Annotated in this window: 2 protein-coding genes; both read left to right on the forward strand. The window is 72.3% G+C overall.

Annotated elements, in window-relative coordinates; all coding sequences use genetic code 11:
- The first annotated feature begins 58 nt into the window (after window positions 1–58).
- Window positions 59–1,081, forward strand: a complete 1,023-nt coding sequence (locus tag RIF93_RS20315) for a LacI family DNA-binding transcriptional regulator (RefSeq protein ID WP_309093253.1) — start codon at window positions 59–61, stop codon at window positions 1,079–1,081.
- Window positions 1,082–1,375: 294 nt separating this feature from the next.
- The coding region (locus RIF93_RS20320) for a glycoside hydrolase family 3 N-terminal domain-containing protein (protein WP_375163912.1) at window positions 1,376–2,098 on the forward strand (723 nt) is incomplete at its 3' end.

Genomic DNA, 2,098 nt, shown 5'->3' on the forward strand with positions numbered 1-2,098 from the left:
GGGGTCTTGCGCTGGCGCAGCGGCGCCGTAGCCTCACGCGCGAAGCCGTGGGGAAACATTGGCCTCGATCACCATCCACGATGTGGCCGAGCGGGCGGGCGTCTCGATCAAGACCGTCTCGCGCGTGCTCAACAAGGAGCCGAACGTGCGGCCGGCGACGCGCGAGCGCGTGCTGGCCGCGGCCGAGAGCCTGAGCTACCGGCCCAGCATGTCGGCCCGCAGCCTGGCGGGGTCGCGCTCGTTCCTGATCGCGCTCTTCTGGGACAACCCCAGCGCCAACTACATCGGCGACCTGCAGCGCGGCGCCGTCAGCCGCTGTCGTGAGGACGGCTACCACCTGGTGCTGGAGCCGCTGGACTCGGCCTCGCCCAGCGCGCCGGAGATCACCCGCAGCACCCTGATGACGCTGCGGCCCGACGGGGCGATCCTGACGCCGCCGGTGTCGGACCGCGCCGCCGTCCTGCAGGCCTTGGACGAGGCGGGGATGCCCTACGTCCGCATCGCGCCCTACAGCAACCTGGATCGGGCCGCCCACGTCCACATCGACGACCGGCAGGCCGCCTATGAGATGACCCTCCACCTGCTGGAGCTGGGCCATCGGGATATCGGCTTCATCATCGGCCACCCCGACCACGGCGCGAGCCACCATCGCCGCGAAGGCTTCCTGCGGGCGATGCGCGACCGGGACTGTCCGGTGCGCGAGGACCGCATGGCGCAGGGCTTCTTCTCGTTCCAGTCCGGCTACCAGTGCGCCGAGCGGTTCCTGGCGAGCCGCGACCGCCCGACGGCGATCTTCGCCAGCAACGACGACATGGCGCTGGGCGTGCTGGCCGCGGCGCACCGCCAGCGCCTCGCGGTGCCGGACGACCTGTCGGTGGCCGGTTTCGACGACACGCCGGCGGCAGTGAGCTCCACGCCGCCTCTGACAACGGTGCGCCAGCCGATCTTCGAGATGTCGGCCGCCGCCGCCGAGATGCTGATCAACGGCGAGTGGGACCCGCGCGAGCCCGGCAAGCCGCCGTCGCGCCTCCTGCCGTTCCACATCGCCGTCCGGGAATCGACCGCTCCGCCGCAGCGCTGAGCCAGGCGTCCCTTCTCCCTAGATCGCCTGCGATCAGCCGCGCTGTTACCGCTACCGAAATCGATTGACAGCGTTGTCAGCGTCGCACACAGTCACGCTAACAAAGACGGTCGGACATGAGCCGGCCGGGAGGAAACCGATGATCTGCCGCCGCTCAGCGCAGCATGCGCGCGCGTCCGCCCGCTATTGCCCTTCCCCGGGACGTTCTTCCCCAGAACGTTCTTTCCCTGACTGGCGCGGCGGCCCCACCGCCGCGTCCTCCTTCTTCGCAGCCTGACGTCGCGGTCCGCCGTGATGCGTCGGAGCTCACGCCTGGCCGGGACCTGCGCGGCGGCCGCCCTGATGGCGGTCCAGCCGGCGCTCGCCCAGCCCGCGGGCCTGGCCGATCCCAAGGCGTGGCCGGCCGCGCGCAGCGCCGGCCTGACGGATCCCCGCACCGAGGCCATGGTCGACGACCTCCTGCGCCGCATGAGCCTGGAGGAGAAGGTCGGTCAGATGATCCAGGCCGATATCGGCAACGTCCGGCCGGCCGACCTCGACGAATATCCACTGGGCTCGATCCTGGCCGGCGGCGACAGCCCGCCGCTGGGCGCGCCCAACCGGGCGCCGGCCCAGCCGTGGCTGGCGACCGCGCAGGCCTTCCGCGCCGCCTCGCTGAAGCCGCGGCCCGGCCGCACGCCGATCCCGGTGCTGTTCGGCGTCGACGCCGTGCACGGCAACAACAACGTCGTGGGCGCCACGATCTTCCCCCACAACATCGGGCTTGGGGCGGCGCGCAATCCCGCCCTGATCCGGAAGATCGGCGAGGCCACGGCGCGGGAAACGGCGGCGGTGGGCGTCGACTGGGCGTTCGGGCCGACGGTGGCCGTCGTGCGCGACGACCGCTGGGGCCGCACCTACGAGGGCTATTCCGAGGACCCCGAGATTGTCGCGGCCTACGCCGGGGAGCTGGTGGCGGGCCTGCAGGGCGCGCCCGGGACCTGGCCGCCGATCCCGGCCGGCCGGGTAGCCGGCTCG

Source organism: Phenylobacterium sp. (genome assembly GCF_031181185.1).
Classification (GTDB): domain Bacteria; phylum Pseudomonadota; class Alphaproteobacteria; order Caulobacterales; family Caulobacteraceae; genus Phenylobacterium.